This window comes from Streptomyces sp. NPDC051913, assembly GCF_044593635.1.
In the GTDB taxonomy this organism is placed as follows: domain Bacteria; phylum Actinomycetota; class Actinomycetes; order Streptomycetales; family Streptomycetaceae; genus Streptomyces.
Genome location: NZ_JBIUCI010000001.1, coordinates 199,352 through 214,896 on the forward strand (window position 1 = coordinate 199,352; position 15,545 = coordinate 214,896).

Annotated in this window: 11 protein-coding genes; 2 read left to right on the forward strand and 9 right to left on the reverse strand. The window is 74.5% G+C overall.

From position 1 onward, the window contains the following. Window positions 1-17 precede the first annotated feature (17 nt). From fxsT to ACIHIX_RS00920, 9 genes are all read right to left on the reverse strand, one after another. Entirely contained in the window at window positions 18-3,020 is a 3,003-nt protein-coding gene (fxsT, locus tag ACIHIX_RS00880) for an FxSxx-COOH system tetratricopeptide repeat protein (RefSeq protein ID WP_399948348.1), read from the reverse strand. Window positions 3,021-3,097: 77 nt separating this feature from the next. Further along, complete coding sequence (locus tag ACIHIX_RS00885; RefSeq protein ID WP_399948350.1) at window positions 3,098-4,390, reverse strand: aKG-HExxH-type peptide beta-hydroxylase; 1,293 nt, start codon at window positions 4,388-4,390, stop codon at window positions 3,098-3,100. Continuing rightward, entirely contained in the window at window positions 4,387-4,662 is a 276-nt protein-coding gene (fxsA, locus tag ACIHIX_RS00890; protein WP_399948352.1) for an FxSxx-COOH cyclophane-containing RiPP peptide, read from the reverse strand. The genes ACIHIX_RS00885 and fxsA overlap by 4 nt, the downstream gene beginning before the upstream one ends. 91 nt (window positions 4,663-4,753) lie before the next feature. Next, the gene (locus ACIHIX_RS00895; protein WP_399948353.1) at window positions 4,754-7,918 is read right to left on the reverse strand and encodes an SAV_2336 N-terminal domain-related protein; all 3,165 of its coding nucleotides are present in this window, start codon (window positions 7,916-7,918) and stop codon (window positions 4,754-4,756) included. A 7-nt stretch (window positions 7,919-7,925) separates the two neighbouring features. Then, window positions 7,926-8,942 carry an AAA family ATPase gene (locus tag ACIHIX_RS00900; protein WP_399949989.1) on the reverse strand — a complete coding sequence of 339 codons (1,017 nt, stop codon included), beginning with the start codon at window positions 8,940-8,942 and terminating at the stop codon, window positions 7,926-7,928. A gap of 153 nt (window positions 8,943-9,095) precedes the next feature. Then, window positions 9,096-11,228: a trypsin-like peptidase domain-containing protein gene (locus tag ACIHIX_RS00905; RefSeq protein ID WP_399948355.1), complete on the reverse strand. Its 2,133-nt coding sequence runs from the start codon at window positions 11,226-11,228 to the stop codon at window positions 9,096-9,098. After that, window positions 11,225-11,629: a CU044_2847 family protein gene (locus ACIHIX_RS00910; protein WP_399948357.1), complete on the reverse strand. Its 405-nt coding sequence runs from the start codon at window positions 11,627-11,629 to the stop codon at window positions 11,225-11,227. The genes ACIHIX_RS00905 and ACIHIX_RS00910 overlap by 4 nt, the downstream gene beginning before the upstream one ends. A gap of 140 nt (window positions 11,630-11,769) precedes the next feature. After that, entirely contained in the window at window positions 11,770-11,949 is a 180-nt protein-coding gene (locus ACIHIX_RS00915) for a DUF6104 family protein (RefSeq protein ID WP_329334820.1), read from the reverse strand. Window positions 11,950-12,139: 190 nt separating this feature from the next. Beyond that, window positions 12,140-12,973 carry a hypothetical protein gene (locus ACIHIX_RS00920; protein ID WP_399948360.1) on the reverse strand — a complete coding sequence of 278 codons (834 nt, stop codon included), beginning with the start codon at window positions 12,971-12,973 and terminating at the stop codon, window positions 12,140-12,142. Between the two features lie 169 nt (window positions 12,974-13,142). On the opposite strand from ACIHIX_RS00920, the gene ACIHIX_RS00925 reads away from it, so the two are divergent. Beyond that, window positions 13,143-14,294 carry a DUF4097 family beta strand repeat-containing protein gene (locus ACIHIX_RS00925; RefSeq protein ID WP_399948362.1) on the forward strand — a complete coding sequence of 384 codons (1,152 nt, stop codon included), beginning with the start codon at window positions 13,143-13,145 and terminating at the stop codon, window positions 14,292-14,294. Window position 14,295: 1 nt separating this feature from the next. Beyond that, window positions 14,296-15,378, forward strand: a complete 1,083-nt coding sequence (locus tag ACIHIX_RS00930; RefSeq protein WP_399948364.1) for a helix-turn-helix transcriptional regulator — start codon at window positions 14,296-14,298, stop codon at window positions 15,376-15,378. Window positions 15,379-15,545 lie beyond the last annotated feature (167 nt).

Consider the following 15,545-nt stretch of genomic DNA (forward strand, 5'->3'; position numbering starts at 1 on the left):
GCCCTTCGCTGTCGTGCTCAGCCCAGGAAGGGTTCGAAGTCCCAGTAGGGCCTGGTGCGTTGGCGGGCGGAGATGGTGTGCGGGTGCTGGGCGCCCAGGGTGCGGGTGAGGCCGAGCAGCCCGTCCTCCTCCAGCTTCCCGGCCTCCTCCTGTTCCCGCGCCGCCCGCAGGTCCGCGGCGAGCGCCACCTGGCAGGACAGGGTGAGGGGATGCTCGTGGCCCAGTCCGTGCCGCACCCGGCGCAGGGTGTCCCGGCTCAGCTCGACGGCGTCCGCGATCCGGCCGTTGAGATTGCGGGCGCTGGCTGCGTTGAGGGCGCAGCCCAGCACCCAGGGGTGGTCGGGGCCGAGGGTGGCGGAGAGCCCGGCGAGGGCGGCCTCGAACATCGCCATGGCCTCGGCGCGTTCACCCGCGGCCTGCATCACCAGGCCGGTGTTGGCGACCATGCCGGTGGCCACGGGGTGGGCCGGGCCGAGAAGGGCGCGGTAGCCGGCCTCGGCCTCGTCGATGTGGTCGCGGGCCTGGTTCAGATCGCCGTGTTCGCGCAGGTAGTTGCCGTAGTTGGTGATGAAGGCCAGGGTGCGGTAGTGCTCACGGCCGTGCACCCGGGCCAACTGGTCCAGCAGGCTCGCCATCTCGGGGCCCACGTCCTGGGCGTGACCGCCCTCGCGGCGGCGGCACATGACCAGTTGGCCGCGGGCCGAGAGCGTCTGCGGATGCTGGGCGCCGAGGACCTGCACATGGAGGCGGACCACCGGCTCCTGGCGGGCGAGGGCGTCCCGGTAGCGGCCCAGCAGGCGCAGGTCCTGGGCGACGGCGTTGCCCGAGCTGAGGGTGCTGATGTGCCGGGCGCGCAGCACGCTCTCCCGGCGGGCGAGGGTGTCCAGGTCGAGGTCGTACGCCTCCTGGTAGCGGCCCAGCAGACGCAGGCCGACGCCGAGGTTGTGCCGGGCGATGAGGGTGAGGTTCTCCTCCGGGCCGAGCATGCGGCTGTAGCCGTCGCGGACTTCCAGCTGGAGGTCGTGCGCCTCGTCGTAGCGGCCGAGGTGGCGCAGGCTGGCGGCGATGGCGCCCTTGACCGACAGTTCGGGCAGTTCCATCCGCGGCTCGGCGCTCTGGAGCCGGGCGTGGACGGTGCGGTCGAGCTCGTACGCCTCGCGGAACCTGCCGCTGGCCCGCAGGATGTTGCCCTCCTGGGTGGTGAGGTCGAGCATCGGCTGGGCCAGCGGGTCCATGATGTGCGACCAGTGGTCGCGGATGCGCTGGGCGAGGTCCAGTCCGCTCTTGTACTCACCGCTGCGCATGCAGTAGCGGAGGCAGTTGAGGACGGTCTCCTGGATGCGCGGCTGGGTGCTGCTCAGCGCGCCCGAGGGTTCCAGGTGCGGCAGCAGCTCGGCGTAGCGGGGCCAGTTGCGGCTGTCCAGCGGGTTGCCGGGGTCGGCCTGGGCGAGGAGGCTGCGGACCGCCTGGCGGTGGGTGGTGCGGCCGTCCTCGCTGGTCAGTTTGGAGACGATGTCGTGGACGAGGCGGTGCATGTGCACCGACTCCTGGTGCGGGCCCATCTCGACGCCGACCGGTCCGCGGGTCTCGCGGGTGAGTACGGAGTAGTTGACGAGGGTGTCCAGGGCCCGGGTCCAGGAGGGCAGGTCGGTGGACATCCACCGCAGCTCCTCGGGCAGATCGGTCTGCGGATAGGCGCGGATGAGGCCGAGCGGGATACGGCCGGGCGCGAACGAGGTGCACAGTCCGAGGACGTCGATGGCCTGCGGCTGTGCGTTGCGCAGCCGGTTCAGCAGTATCGACCAGGACGTCATCGACGACTGCGGGAAACCGTCGCCGGTGGCCGGCTCGTCGACCGTGGTGAGCCGGCGCTCGCGGACCATCCGCAGGTACTCGGGCACCTCCATGCGTGACTCACCGAGCCAGGAGGCGGCCTGCACCAGCGGCAGCGGTACGTCACCGAACTCGGCGGCGACCTCGTCCGCCTGCTCCGCGGTGATGTGCGGGGCCCTGCGCATCAGGTAGCCGGTGGACTCCGGGCGCAGGAAGGCGGGGACCTCGACGACGTCGCTGTGCTCGCTCCAGCCGCGGTTGCGCGAGGTGACCAGGACGTGTCCGGGCCCCTGCGGCAGCAGGGTGTTGATGCCGTCGGTGTCGTCCCAGCCGTCGAAGATCACCAGCCAGCGGGTGTACGGCTCCCCGCGGCGCAGCGCCTCCCGGGCGGCGCGGATGCGCTCACCGGGTTCGCTGCCGATGCGCAGCCCCAGCTCCACGGCGAGTTCGCCGAGCCGGTCGCGCTGGATGTTGCGGTCGTCGGAGTTGATCCACCAGACCACGTCGTAGTCGGGGCTGAAGCGGTGCGCGTACTCGGCGGCGAGCTGGGTCTTGCCGATGCCGGACATGCCGAGCAGGGTGCACACGGCGGCGCCGCGCTCGGCGTCGGCGAGGCGCTGGTGGAGCGTGGTCAGCAGGTCGTCGCGGCCGGTGAAGCGGGGGTTGCGGCGCGGCACCTCACCCCAGATCTCGCAGCGCGTCTCGGGGTAGCGGGCCCGGTCGGCGATGGTCCTGGGGACGCGTCGGCGTTGCAGTCCCAGGCGCCTGAGCAGGCGTTCCTCCGCCGCTTCCTCGTTCAGTCCCCACAGGCTGGCCGGTTCGAGGACCGCGGTGGCCGGGAGCAGCGGCCGGTTGGTGAGGTTGACGGCGGCGAACCGGTCGGCGTGGGCCGCGACGAATCCGCGCAGGGCGTCGTTCCACTCGCCCGCGGGGCGCGGGCCCAGTTCGAAGAACCAGTCGTCCAGCACGAGCAGGATCGGGCCGGAGGACAGCAGCAGGTCGCCGAGCGAGTCCTCCAGCGGGGTCTCGCGGGGCGGGTCCCAGCGCTGGAGTGTGGCCTGGTGCCCGTGGCTCTCCAGGCACTGGGCGATCCAGGTCGCCCAAGAGCGGTGGTAGCCCGGGAAGACCACCAGGACACGCTCGGACGCCGATGCGCCATCGCTGTCCGACCGCCGCTGTTCCGCCATCGCATGCTCCCCTGTTCCCGCATCCGCCGCACTCTCGCGCCCACGCTAACGCACAGCGGTCGTTTGCCCACGTAGTGTCATCTCCCGCAATGGGTCGCCACGCCGAGACCGGCGTGATGCCTGCCCATCTCGTGAACGAACTCCCTTCCAGGAGAGGTCAGTTCATCGGATTCGAGGAGCAGGGACAAGGCCTGTCCGACGTCGTCCCGAAACACCTCGAAGCGCTCGCCGGCCCGGTGCCGCCACGCGGGCGGGGCGGCCGGTTCGTTCCGTACCCGCCACCACAGGTCGGTGAGCGCGAGGTGCGCGTAGGCGCCCTGGAGCACGGCCGGGACGGGCCGCGGGTCGTGGCGCCATCCCACGCGATGGGTGGTGAGGCCGCCGGTCCGGCTCAGGGGGACGAGCTCGTCGAGCACGGCCAGCTTGGTGTGATGGGTCTCGTGCACCAGGGTCTCGGCCAGCTCCCAGGGCTGGGCCGGGAGTTGGGCGAGCGCGGCGCCGGGGGCGGCCCGCAGCGTGGCGCCCACCGGTGCGGCTCCGCGGGGCACCGCGGTGGCCAGCGGTACGACGGCTCTCAGCACGGCGCCGGTCTCGACGGCGCGCTCCGGGTCGATCCCGGCGAGCAGCTCGTGGGCCTCGCTCCACCGGCGGGCCCACAGCCGGCGCGGACAGTCGGGGCGTTCGGTCGCGCGCAGGGCCCGTGGCCCGATGCCGAGCGGAGGCACCCGGTACGGGTCGAGGTCGTCCAGGACGACGGTGGCGCCCGGCAGGGTGCGCAGCGCGGACCAGCCGGGGCCGCTGCCGACGCCGCGGGACATCCCGGAGGCCGGCCGCGCCGCCGGGCTCTGCAGCACGACGCTGCTGTGCCCCTGGGTGTCCGCGAGGTGCACCAGCCCCGCGCCGCCGCTGATCCGGACGGCACCGGACGGGCAGCGCAGGACACCGAGGCCGGGCAGCGCGAGCGTTCCCGACGGCACCGGGAGGGTTCCGCCGACCCCGCAGCCCGCGCGGACGGCGGCCGCGAGCGCGACGCCGCCCAGGTGGGCCAGGTGCCGGTCGAAGGCTGCGCCCGTCGGCGTGGCGAGCGCCTCCACGAGCCATGCGCCGGTGAGCGGGTAGTCGAGGACGTCACGGGCCGCGCGCGGGTCGGCCTGCTCGGCCCTGACCAACAGGGCCCAGTCCTCCTCGAAACGGCGCCGGACCGGGGCGGACAGCAGCCGGCGCTGCTGTTCGACCCTGACGAGGAGGGACTTCAGGAGCAGCATGCGACGCGCGTGGAGTGCGGCCCGCAGTGCCGCCGTTCCCACGCGCGCGGGCCGGGTCGTCGCGAGTGACGTGAGGACCTCGGAGAGCACCGGTGTCCCGGTCACCCGCCGGCGTCCTTGCCCCGCTCCGGGTCGGCAAGGCCGACCGAAAACGTACGTTCACCGGCCTTCGCGCGGGTCACCTCGGGATCCGTGTCGCCGTACCACATCTCCCGGGACCTGGCGGAGCTTCGCAGGACGCGGGCGACGGCCGCGATGAGGCCCGGGTCGTCCATGGCACGCAAGGTCCGCAGGTCGACGTCGGTGAGGTCGGGCAGGAAGGCGCCCCGCGCATCCTCGCCACCGGGACCGGCTGCCCGTTTCCTCTGGTCCCCCACCCTCGGCTCCTCCCTGCCTCGGCCCGCCCCCGCGCGGCGCAGCGGCTGACCACTTCTTCCCGACAGGCCGGAACCAGAAACCCGACCCAGATCAACTCAGGTCACGATCAGCCGAGTTGACCCACTCCTCGGTCCAGGGCCACCACGGCGGCGCCAGCGCCCGCCACTGCGCCTCCGACATCCCCCGGCCGAGCGCCGCGGGTGCGTCGTCCCGCGCCGGGACCTCGTCCATCCGGCGGGTCAGTTCCACATCGGACCAGTCCACCTCCCGCAACGCCCCGACCAGCCGTTGCCACTGTTCTCTGGCCGCCTGATAGGCCGCCCGCCCGGCGCCGGACCGCCCCATGAGCGTCAGGACCGCCCCGCAGCCGTGCCGGGCGCGTGCCGCGGTGACCGACCCGGGGTGGACGCCGTGGGCGAGGTGGGCCTCGCGCTCGGCGTTCTCGTACGCCTGGAGCGCCTCGACCAGCACGGGCGCCCCGGCGCGGTACCAGCCTTCGAGGCGGACCCGGCCCAGCTGGAGCCAGGCCTCGGCCCGGACGCCGGCGTCGGCGGCGACACGGACCGCCTGGCCGAGGAGGTGGCGGCTCTCGAACAGGTCGGGCAGGAAGCCGAGATGGCGAAAGCGCTGGGCCAGCGCGGAGGCGACCAGGGCCTGGAGCCGGCCGCGCTGGGAGGAGCGGGCGGGGAGCGTCTTCAGCGCCTCGCGCAGGACGTTCTCCGCGCGGTCCACGAGGCCCTCGCCGTCCGCCAGTGAGGCGCGGCGCAGCAGCGACTCGCCCCAGGCGGCGAGGAGTTCACCGCGCCGGGGGCTGTCGGCGGGGGCGAGCATCGCGGCCTTCTCGTACGCCTCGTCCGCTTCCCCGGGTGCGCCGGTCGCGTCGAGGAACGCGGCCCGGGCGGCGTAGCAGGGCTGGAGGAGGCCGGGTTCGCCTGCCGCGGCCTGCTCGGCTCGCAGCAGGGTGTCGCGTGTCTCGGCGTCCTCGGCCCCGGCGGCGCGCAGTGCCCGTACCAGGTCGAGCAGGGCCGGGCTGCGGACCGTGGCGGGGGCGTTCTCGCGGTCCAACAGGGCGCAGGCTTCCCGCAGTTCGGGCACGGCCTCGCCGGGGCGGGCCAGGTCGAGCAGGAGGCGTCCGCGGCGCAGCAGTCGCGAGCGGTGGGCGGTGGCCGGCCAGGACGCGGGCCCGGGTTCGCCCGGGGCGCCGGCCCGGCGGGCCGCCGCCGGCCAGGGCGGCAGGTCGGGTGCCAGTACGTCGAGTGCCGCGGACAGCTGCTCCGGTTCGCCGGTCAGCTGCCACAACTCATGCCGGACGGCGGCCAGTTCAAGTGCTGTCTCGGCCTGTTCGGCGCTGTCGTCGGGCGCCACGCCGTGGGCCGTGGCGAGTTCGGCGACCGCGGCCCGCAGCAGCTCCGTCCGCCGCTCCCCCACCCGCGCCGCGACGGTGCCCGCCTCCGCGCGCAGCACCCGGGCGAGGACGAGTCGGGCCCGTACGCCCTCGTCCTCGGCCGGCACCCGGGCCCGTACCGCGGCCTCGGCCTGTTCCCTGGCACGGTGCAGGACCGCCGGGTCGCCGAGGGTGCGCCACTGGCCGAGCAGGCGCGCCGCCTCGTCGAGAGGTTCGGGCGTCACCAGGTCGGGCTGGTAGAAGCGCAGGACCCGGGCCGGGATACGGGCGAACAGCTCGGCCTCGACGCTGCCCTCGGCGTCCGCCGGGATGTCGTTCTCGCCGGCCGGGGCGGCGGCGGCCGGGTCGTGGTCGGCGAGGCGGGCTGCGGCGAGGGCGGCGAAGTTGCGGGTGCCCTTGCCGAAGTGGCGTTCCACGTAGGCGGAGCAGTGCTTGAGGACGAGTCCGGCCGTCTCCTGCTCCAGGTCTCCCAGGAGCAGGTCCTGTACGCGTCCGGGATAGCTGAAGCAGGGCTGGTCGCCGGAGCCCGGCAGGCGGCGCAGGAGGCCGCCGAGGAGCACCTCGGCCAGTTCCATCGGGCCGGTGTCGGGGAGCATGGCGCGCTGGACGAGCTGCATCACCGGCAGGGTGAGGGGGGCCGCGGCGAGATACACGGCGAGGCGGAGGGCGCCGGGGGAGGCGCCGGCCCGGAAGGCGCGCAGCAGTTCGTCGTCGGAGCGCCGCACGGGTGCGGGGCCCGCTGGTGGCCGTACGGCGTCGGGGGTGGTCCAGGCGGCCCAGGCGCGCTCGCTGGTGGGGCCGGTGCCGGACAGCAGCCGGGCCCAGGCCTCGAAGGCCTCGGGGGTCGGTTGCAGCACCGGGATCGGTCGGGCGTACGCGGCGGGTTCGTCCCAGGGGTCCTCGTCGGGTGCGAAGGCGAGCCGGCCGCCGAGTTCGGCGGGCCTGCGCAGCACCCCGGGTTCGGCGGGCAGTGCGGTACGGCCCCACAGGCGCGGCGGCAGCGGCTGGACGACGGCGAGCGGGGAGGTGCGCGGCCAGCGGTGCAGCAGGCGTTGGGCGCCGCCCCGCTGCCACAGGGGTCCCACGCAGTCGCTGATCACCAGGGTGAGACGGCGGCCGGTGGGGTCGTGGAGTTCGTCGGCGCCGCGCAGCCTGGTGTGCCGGCCGGGACCCGCGGTGGTGCCGACGAGCGGGGTGCCGGATCCGTCGTCGTAGAGCTGGTGGACCCGGACGGAGGCGAAGGCGCCCGACTGCTGGCAGGCCTGCCGCAGTTCCTCGACCATCTGACCCCACACGGACATGGCGGGGCCGGTGTCCATGAGGAGCTGGATGTCGCACCGGCGGTGGCGGTCGGGGCGCAGCACGGGCAGCAGGACGCCGCTGGCGGCGGCGTGCTGGGCGGTCGCCTCCTCGTCGATGCGCTCGTCGTGGGGGGCCGCGGAGGCCGCACGGTAGCGGCCGAGGGCGCGCAGGGCCTTCTCCAGGCCGAGCAGTCCGGGCAGTGCGGTGGCCGCGGGGGCGCGCACCGGGAAGGCGGGCCTGCTGCCGCCCTCGGCGCGTTGCCGCGGGCCGGCGCCCGCCGTGTGCAGGGGGACGGCGCCCGCCCGGGGGTCCGGGCCGCTTCCGGGGGTGTACGGGTCTTCGGCGTCGGCGGGCCGCGGTGCGGGCGTGCCCGGTTCAGCGGTGCCCGGGGCGGGCGGTGGGGGCGGCGGGCCGACCGGGGCGTCGCGGGGTGCCGACCGCTCCAGATTGCGGGCCAGCCACACCGCGTCCGCCACCTCCTCCGCGGACAGGTCGAGGCCCGCGCGGCGCAGCCGGGCGATCAGTTCGTCCAGATGCGTCCCCTGCATCCGGCCATCACCTCGAACGGTCGAGCGGCTGCATGAGCATGTCCGCGATCCGCTCCCGGGTGAGGCGTTCCGCGTGCGGGGTGTGCTGGGTGAGGAAGAGGGCGTTGAGGAGCTGGTCTGCGGCCACCACTTCGCCCGGGTCACGGGCGAGGAACCGGGCGATCAGATCGCGTCCGGCGGCGGCGCCCTCGGCGCCCAGGTGCGCCTCGACCATGGCGGTGAGCTGCTCCTCGCCGGGCGGCTCCAGCTCCAGCTGGACGCACCTGCGCAACAGGGGTGCGGGGAAGTCGCGTTCGCCGTTGGACGTCAGCACGATCACCGGGAAGGCGGCGCAGGCGATGCGGCCGCCGTGCACGGCCACCCGCTCGCCGTCGTCGGTGAGGACGTCCACGACGGGCTCGCGGTCCGCGAGGCGTTCCAGCTCGGGAATGCCGAACTCGCCCTCCTCCAGGGTGTTCAGCAGGTCGTTGGGCAGATCGAGGTCGCTCTTGTCGAGTTCGTCGATGAGCAGGACACGGGGCCGTTCGGCGGGCAGCAGCGCGGTGCCGAGCGGGCCGAGACGGAGGTAGGAACCGATGCCGGACGCGGTGGCCGCGGGGCTCTCGGTGCCCTGGGCGCGCTCCAGTTGGACGTCCTGGAGGCGGCCGATGGCGTCGTAGCGGTAGAGGCCGTCCTGGAGGCCGGTGCGGCTGACGATCGGCCAGCGCAGGACGCGGCCCAGGCCCAGTTCGTGGGCGATCGCATAGGCGAGGGTGGACTTGCCGGTGCCGGGGTTGCCGGTGACCAGGAGCGGGCGGCGCAGATAGAGGGCCGCGTTGACGGCGTCGACCTCGGCGGGGCGGGGGGCGTAGTTCTCCACGAGCCGGCGCTGGACGCCGAGTCGGCGGGCGCTGCTGGGGTCCTCCGGGCCGGCCTCGGCACCGTCGCGCGCCGCCGCGAAGTCCCGCCAGGGCGGGGGTGCGGGTAACTGCCGCAGACCGTCGTGCGGTTGCCCCGCACCGCGGTAGATCCGCCAGTCGTTCACCATGGGCTCCTCCCGGCTCTGGTGATCATGCAGCGGTCCCGGCCGTCCGCCGCCACGTTACCGCCCGGCGGCCGGGCCTGCCGAGATCCCGGCGTGTCGAATATCGCTTGGATCCGCTCAACCACCTTGTCGAACAGGTGAGTTGACATGGGCTTACGACTCAGGCCCGGCCAGGGCCGGGGGGTGGATGGACTCGGTTCCGTGGCGGGGCCGGTCGGGCGGGTCCAGGAGTACGGCGATCCTCCCCTTGAGCCCTTGGGTCCGGGCGGTGTCGGGGTCGGACAGACGGATGCGCAACTCCCGTACGTGGCGGGCGAGACCGTCCGCCCGGCCCGCCGACTCCAGCAGCCGGGCCGCCTGCGCGTGGAACGCCGCACACTCCTCCGGCGGATGGGCGTCCCGCCGCCACAGCGCGACGGCGTGCCCGGCGAGCAGCGCGCGCCCCATGGCCTCGAGCCCGTCGCCGCTGCCCACGGGCCCACAGTGCACCGGCACGCACGCGTCGTCCGCGCCGCCCAGGCGGCCGTACACCGCGAGCGCGCCCTCCCGGTGCGCGCCGGGCACATGGCCCTCCGCCGACGCCTCGGCCCGCAGGGGTACGGCGGTCAGCGGACCGCGCGCCACCCCGCGCCTGCGGCGGCGCCATTCGGGACTCGGCGGCCGGGTGTTGCGGTGCTGGGCGCGTACGACGACCGTCCTGCGCAGACCGATGGGCATGGACTGCTCGTCGAGCGCGTCGGAGTCGTCGTCCGCCGCTCCGGGCGGGGTGAGCTGCCACTCGTCGACCGGCAGGTCGAACAGGCGGCGCGGCAGGAACACCTCGACGGCGGCGAGGTGTTCGTCGTGGTCGCCGAGGCTGAGGGCCTTCGCCAGCGCTCCCCGCACGGACTCCTCCAGCTGTCCGAGCGGGACCCCGATGTCGTCGCCGTCGACGGGGGTGACCACCTGGCCGTCGTAGAGGAGCTGGACGCTCCATGGATACCGGTCGCCGTACTGGATGTCGCCGATCCGTACGAGCACGTCGATCCGGGTCGCCGGCGCCTGCGTGGTCTCGGGGGCGGCGACGGCCGCGAGGGCCGTGGCGGTCCGGTGGGGCGCGTCGGCGGTTCCGAGGGGTGCGGCGGCCGGGCCGGGAGCGCCGGCGAGGTCCGCCAGCAGGGCGCGGATCGCCTCGCCGACCGGCCAGTACGCGTGCCGCTCGGCCTGTTCGGTGATCCAGCCGGCGAACGCCCGCAGGAGCCGGGCATCCTGCCCGGCCGCGCGCCGGGCCACCTGCGCCGCGTACAGGAGTACGGCGTCGAGTTCGACGTCGGCGCTGGTGCGGCTGCCGCTGCGGTCGCGCAGGCCGTGCAGCAGGCCGGCGCCCTCACGCCAGGTCTGTGGATCGTGCAGGAGGAGCGGGGGGTTGTCCTCGCCGGTCACCGTGGCCTTGACCCGGCCGACGAGGTCGAGGACCGGGCCCGGGCCGGTGGGCGGGCGGAGTTCCGCGAAGTACCCGTAGAGGCGGACCCGCAGGGCGGGGTCGACGCCGGGGACCCCGGAGCGGTGGAGTTCGGTCTGGGCCGTGGTCCAGGCGGCGGCCGGGGCCTCGGTGAAGCGGCGCAGATGGTGGCGGTCGTGCTCGCGCACCACCGTGTGCAGGACGTCACCGCCGGCCAGGTCGAACAGTTCACGCAGGGCGGTGATCGGGACCGCGGCTCCCTCGTGCTCCCCGCGTCCCTTGTTCATGCCGATGACGGCGCCGGACCGCCGGTCGAGCACCGGCCCCCCGGACAGCCCGCCGACCGGCAGGGCGCCGCTGAGCAGCAGCGCCTTGCCGTCCACGCCGCTGATCTGTCCGGTGCCGTAGCGGACGCCGAGGTCACCGGTCTCCCGCGACCAGCCGTGCAGACTGACGCTCGCGTGCAGCGCCGGCGCCCGGTCGCTCAGCCACACGCACCGCGCGTCGTCGGCTCCGCGCACCCTGACCAGGGCGATGTCCGGGAACTTCCAGGCGCCGCGGCCGCTGCCGAGCGCCTCGTGGCCGGGCTTGGCGAGGATCACCTGGCCGGTGGTGGTGCCGCCCTGCCAGCTGACACCGACCGGGCCGCCCTCTCGCATCACGGCCGCTCCCCCCTCCCCCACGACATGCGCACAGGTCAGCAGCCAACCCGGTGCGACGAAGAAACCACTGCCCCAGTAGCCGTCACCGTCAGGTGCATACCCGTCACCGCACGCCACGATTCGTGCGAGCGTGGGGCGCACCATCGCCTCGAGGGAGCTCAGGGGCTCCTCGAAGGCGGTCATCCGCCGGTGGGGGGTGAGGGTTCGGGGGTGCCGCCGCTCCCCTGCCCCGGATCCTGCCCGGCGCCGTCGCGGGCGGGCTCCGTCCAGGTCAGCGACACCGTCAAGGAGGTCTGGCCGCCCGCTCCCGCGATGGCGCTCACGACCCGTCCGGCCTGCGCCGACAGTTCGATGCCGAAGGTGACGGACACCTCCACGGGTGCCGTGGTCTCCAGCCCGGCGCGCAGGGAGCGCACGACTCCGCCGACGGTGCCGGCGAGCCCGCCCGCGAGTGAGGAGATCCGCTCTCCGGCGCTGGTGTCCCGGAAACCGCCCCCGTGCGACGCGGCGCCGTCCGCCGCGCCGATTCTGGCCCATACGACGGTTCCGTCGTCGAGCCTTATCCGTTCGATCCCTCCGCCCACGGCGCCCCCGTCCGTTCGCTTCCGGCTCCCCCGCATCGAGGGAAGCATCCCTGCCCCGATGGGAGGAGAAGGCTAACTCCCCGTGAAGTGGAGCGCGAGGGGGCGCAGTTGGGCGATCGTCCGTGGTCGCGGGGCGGTTCCTACTCGTCGTCCTCGTCCTCGAGACGGGCCAGCCAGGTCGCGAGCCGCTCGACCGGCACCTCGAAGTCGGGGTTGAGATCGACGAACGTCCGCAGCTGTTCGGCAAGCCACTCGAAGGTGACCTCTTCCTCGCCGCGCCGCTTCTCCAGTTCCTCGATGCCGCGGTCGGTGAAGTACATGGGGTTCTCCTGCGTACGTCTGTGTTCCGGGTTCCGGGTTCCGTGACGCCGGTGCCGGGTTCCCTGTCTCGGGTTCCGTGGACAGCCTATGCAAGCCGCGCGGGCCAGGACGCCGGGCCCGGTGCGGGGGGCGCCCGGCCGGGGGCCGCGCTCCGCACGCGCGCGTGCGCCGGTCGCGCGGCGGGCTCCCTCAGTCGCGCGGGTGGCTGAGGTCGTACGCCAGTCCCAGCGTCCCGTGCGCCAGCAGCAGGGCGCCCGCCGCGATCCAGCCGCCGCTGCGGCGCCGTAGGCCGAGGGCGGTGACCGGGAGGCCGACGGCCACCTGGGCGAGGGCGAGGGCGCGGGCCCTGGGGTCGCCGGACCAGGGGAGCCATGGCGCCAGGCGGTGGCCCGCGACGGCTTCGAGCTCGCCGCGGACCGTCTCGCGCCAGCCCTCCCACTCGACGGGCCGGGTGTCGGGCTGGGCGCGGGCGGCCTCGCGGAGCCGGTCGGCGGGTTCGCCGGGGGCGAGGCCGGCGGGAAGGGTGAGACCCGCGCGCGCGAGGACGGCGAGCAGGCCCGTCAGCCGGGCGCGGGCGTCGGCGGCGGAGTCCGGTTTCGTCAGCTGGTCCAGGGACTGCACGTCCAGGACCGGGTCGAGGCCGAGACGAGCGGCGAAGGTGCGCATCGCCTCGTCCTCGCCGGCCGGGGTGCCGTTGGCGAGCCAGACGTAGCCGACGGGGCGGCGGAAGCCGGACGCGAGGGTGTAGCCGCCGCGGTCGGCGTCCCACCACAGGGCGAGGACCGGCCATGGAGCGCCGACGGCGAGGGCCCCGGCCCAGCCGGTGAGGACGCGGTCGACCGGTTCGGCGCCGTCCCGCCAGGGCTTGCCCTCGGGGACGAGGACGCTCCAGTCCCGGCCCGCGCGCGTGAGCAGCATGGGTTCGCGCAGCAGCTGGGCGACGGGGGCGACGGCCTCGGGCTCCGCACGGCACAGGAGCAGGGCACCGGGGGCGGGGGTGGGAGCGGAGCGATCCGTCGGCATGTTCACACGCTAGGGGGGTTTGTGCGGTTTGGGCATTTCCGGGGCGCCGGGCGTGCCCGAAACGGGTGTCTTGACTTTCCGGGTCCGCGATATATCGTGAATGACAGAAGACGCGATATGGCGTGTGTGGCGTGATGTCGTGTGTCGTTGTCACGGGGAGGTCAGTGCCATGTCCGAGTGGTCCGTCTCAGAGCCCGGGAAGCTCTCGTTCGACGAGCCGGTGCGCGAGCTCCATGTACGCATCGTCAACGGAACGGTGAACGTGGTGGGGACGGACGAAGGTTCCGCCCGTCTGGAGGTCTCCGAACTGGAGGGCCCACCCCTGGTCGTGCGCCAGGAGGCCGGCACCCTCACGGTCGCCTACGACGACCTGCCCTGGAAGGGCTTCCTCAAGTGGCTCGACCGCAAGGGCTGGCGGCGCAGCGCCGTGGTGTCCCTGGCCGTGCCGGCCGCCACCCGCGTCGAACTCGGGGTGGTCGGCGCCGGGGCCGTCGTCTCCGGCATCCGCGGCCCCTCGACGGTGAAGGGTGTCACGGGCGACACCACGCTCGTGGGCCTCTCCGGCCCGGTCCGCGCGGACACCGTCTCCGGGAACCTGGAGGCCCAGGCCGTCACCGGCGACCTGCGCTTCAACTCCGTCTCCGGCGACCTCACCGTCGTCGAGGGTTCGGGCTCCTCCGTGAAGGCCGACTCGGTCAGCGGCTCGATGATCGTGGACCTCGATCCCGACGGCCCCACCGACATCCGACTGACCAGCGTCTCGGGCGAGATCGCCATCCGGCTGCCCCAGCCGGCCGACGCCGACGTCGAGGCCAACACCGCCAGCGGCACCATCTCCAACGCCTTCGACGGCCTCCGGGTCCACGGCCAGTGGGGTGCCCACAAGGTCACCGGCCGCCTCGGCGCCGGCACCGGAAAGCTCCGCGCGACCACGGTCTCCGGCTCGATCGCCCTGCTGCACCGGCCGGCCCGGGAGGACGAGGAGGAGGCGGCGGCGGACGGAGGCCGGGAGGACACGCGCGGTTTCGACGCCCACGCGGAGCACCGGGTCGAGCGCGTGACGGAGGACCGCGCGGGAGATCACACCGACCGCCGGGTGGAACACCTCGTGGTGGACTCGGAACCGGATGCGGAGACGGACGCCGGGCCGGAGAGCGGCGGCACGACGGACACCGCCGACCCGGTGGACGGGCCACGGGGCGCCTCGGGGGACAATTCCGGTTCCGGCCCGGGTGACGGCACGGACGGCATCGACAGCACGGACGCCGCGGCCCCCGCCCCCGCCCCGGCCGACGGCACGACCGACAAGAAGGTGCTCTGACATGCCCCCCGTCTTCGCTCACGGCCGCCTCCGCCTCTACCTGCTGAAGCTCCTCGACGAGGCCCCGCGGCACGGCTACGAGGTGATACGGCTGCTGGAGGAGCGCTTCCAGGGGCTGTACGCGCCCTCGGCCGGCACCGTCTATCCCCGGCTCGCCAAGCTGGAGGCCGAGGGCCTGGTCACGCACACCACCGAGGGCGGCCGCAAGGTGTACGCCATCACGGACGCCGGCCGCGCCGAACTGGCGGACCGCAGCGGTGAACTGGCCGACCTGGAACTGGAGATCCGGGAGTCGGTCGCGGAGCTCGCCGCCGAGATCCGGGCCGATGTGCGGGGCGCGGCGGGTGATCTGCGCCGCGAGATGCGCGCCGCCGCCTCCGAGGCCCGGCGCGGCGGCGCGGGCGGTGACAGCGGTCGCGTACCGGACGGCGCCCCCGGGGACTTCGCGGAGCACACCGACAACGAGTCGTGGCGTGCCGCCAAGGAGGAGATGCGCCGCGTCAAGCAGGAGTGGAAGGAGCAGGCCCGGCGCGCCAAGGACGAGAGCCGGCGGGCCCGTGAGGAGGCCCAGCGGGCCCGGCGCCAGGCCAAGGAGGCGCAGGAGCGGGCGCGGGAGCAGGCCCAGGAGGAGGTGCAGCGGATCGCCCGGCGGGTCCAGGAGCAGGTGCAGGACCACTTCGCGCGGGGCGACTGGCCCACGGGGGTGCGTGAGGGGCTGACGGAACTGGCCAAGGAGTTCGGCGAGTTCGGGAAGGACTACGGCAAGGGGTTCGGCAAGGACTTCGGGTTCGGCCGGGGCGGTGACACGGGGCACGGCCGGAAGTCGGCGAAGTCGGCACCGGAGCCCGAGTACGGCCAGACCCCGGAGGACTTCCCGGCCGACCACGAGCCGTCCTGGGCCCACGAGACGGGCACCGGCGACCCGGCCCGCGACCTGGACCGCCTCCTCGACCGCTTCCGCGACGACATCCGGGACGCGGCTCGCGACCACGGCGTCACGTCGGACCAACTCCGGGACGCGCGCCGCCACTTGTCGGCGGCGGCGGCCCACATCGGAGCGCTGCTGCGGACACCGAAGGCCTGAGAACCGGTGAGGTCACCTCCGGTGGCGCCGTCGACTTCGCCGACGCCACCGGACAACGCCGGCCCACCGGACCGCCGGGCCGCTTGCTCGCCGGGCCGCCGGGCCACTGGGCCACTGGGCCGCCGGACCGCCGAGCCACTGGGCCGCCGAGCCACTGGGCCGCTGAG

Bases quoted from the DNA above. Each gene is read 5' to 3' on its own strand.
- ACIHIX_RS00905 (WP_399948355.1), bottom strand. From the start codon at position 11,228: ATGACCGCCTTCGAGGAGCCCCTGAGCTCCCTCGAGGCGATGGTGCGC.
- ACIHIX_RS00920 (WP_399948360.1), bottom strand. From the start codon at position 12,973: ATGCCGACGGATCGCTCCGCTCCCACCCCCGCCCCCGGTGCCCTGCTC.
- ACIHIX_RS00915 (WP_329334820.1), bottom strand. From the start codon at position 11,949: ATGTACTTCACCGACCGCGGCATCGAGGAACTGGAGAAGCGGCGCGGC.
- ACIHIX_RS00930 (WP_399948364.1), top strand. From the start codon at position 14,296: ATGCCCCCCGTCTTCGCTCACGGCCGCCTCCGCCTCTACCTGCTGAAG.
- ACIHIX_RS00925 (WP_399948362.1), top strand. From the start codon at position 13,143: ATGTCCGAGTGGTCCGTCTCAGAGCCCGGGAAGCTCTCGTTCGACGAG.
- fxsT (WP_399948348.1), bottom strand. From the start codon at position 3,020: ATGGCGGAACAGCGGCGGTCGGACAGCGATGGCGCATCGGCGTCCGAG.
- ACIHIX_RS00895 (WP_399948353.1), bottom strand. From the start codon at position 7,918: ATGCAGGGGACGCATCTGGACGAACTGATCGCCCGGCTGCGCCGCGCG.